Raw genomic sequence first — 1,530 nt, 5'->3', positions numbered from 1 at the left:
GCCTCTTGGGGTTGTAGGACATTCTATACGGAGTTACAAAGGAACGAGGTAGACGAAGCGACCTGGAAAGGTCCGTCGTAGAGGGTAACAACCCCGTAGTCGAAACTTCGTTCTCTCTTGAATGTATCCTGAGTACGGCGGAACACGTGAAATTCCGTCGGAATCTGGGAGGACCATCTCCCAAGGCTAAATACTCCCTAGTGATCGATAGTGAACCAGTACCGTGAGGGAAAGGTGAAAAGCACCCCGGAAGGGGAGTGAAAGAGATCCTGAAACCGTGTGCCTACAAATAGTCAGAGCCCGTTAATGGGTGATGGCGTGCCTTTTGTAGAATGAACCGGCGAGTTACGATCCCGTGCGAGGTTAAGTTGAAGAGACGGAGCCGCAGCGAAAGCGAGTCTGAATAGGGCGTTTAGTACGTGGTCGTAGACCCGAAACCAGGTGATCTACCCATGTCCAGGGTGAAGTTCAGGTAACACTGAATGGAGGCCCGAACCCACGCACGTTGAAAAGTGCGGGGATGAGGTGTGGGTAGCGGAGAAATTCCAATCGAACCTGGAGATAGCTGGTTCTCCCCGAAATAGCTTTAGGGCTAGCCTTAAGTGTAAGAGTCTTGGAGGTAGAGCACTGATTGAACTAGGGGTCCTCATCGGATTACCGAATTCAGTCAAACTCCGAATGCCAATGACTTATCCTTAGGAGTCAGACTGCGAGTGATAAGATCCGTAGTCAAGAGGGAAACAGCCCAGATCGCCAGCTAAGGTCCCAAAGTGTGTATTAAGTGGAAAAGGATGTGGAGTTGCTTAGACAACTAGGATGTTGGCTTAGAAGCAGCCACCATTTAAAGAGTGCGTAATAGCTCACTAGTCGAGTGACTCTGCGCCGAAAATGTACCGGGGCTAAATACACCACCGAAGCTGCGAATTGATACCAATGGTATCAGTGGTAGGGGAGCGTTCTAAGTGCAGTGAAGTCAGACCGGAAGGACTGGTGGAGCGCTTAGAAGTGAGAATGCCGGTATGAGTAGCGAAAGACGGGTGAGAATCCCGTCCACCGAATGCCTAAGGTTTCCTGAGGAAGGCTCGTCCGCTCAGGGTTAGTCAGGACCTAAGCCGAGGCCGACAGGCGTAGGCGATGGACAACAGGTTGATATTCCTGTACCACCTCTTTATCGTTTGAGCAATGGAGGGACGCAGAAGGATAGAAGAAGCGTGCGATTGGTTGTGCACGTCCAAGCAGTTAGGCTGATAAGTAGGCAAATCCGCTTATCGTGAAGGCTGAGCTGTGATGGGGAAGCTCCTTATGGAGCGAAGTCTTTGATTCCCCGCTGCCAAGAAAAGCTTCTAGCGAGATAAAAGGTGCCTGTACCGCAAACCGACACAGGTAGGCGAGGAGAGAATCCTAAGGTGTGCGAGAGAACTCTGGTTAAGGAACTCGGCAAAATGACCCCGTAACTTCGGGAGAAGGGGTGCTTTCTTAACGGAAAGCCGCAGTGAATAGGCCCAAGCGACTGTTTAGCAAAAACACAGG

At 51.0% G+C, this 1,530-nt stretch carries 1 rRNA gene; it reads left to right on the top strand.

The window, feature by feature from the left end:
• Window positions 1-1,530, top strand: a 23S ribosomal RNA gene (locus JDS81_RS29730); the annotation flags it as partial.

Origin of the sequence: Bacillus cereus group sp. N31 (genome assembly GCF_016483245.1) — a bacterium.
GTDB lineage: Bacteria > Bacillota > Bacilli > Bacillales > Bacillaceae_G > Bacillus_A > Bacillus_A toyonensis.
The sequence above is the reverse complement of the archived record's forward strand: the minus strand, read 5'-3'. Positions and strand labels throughout refer to the sequence as shown.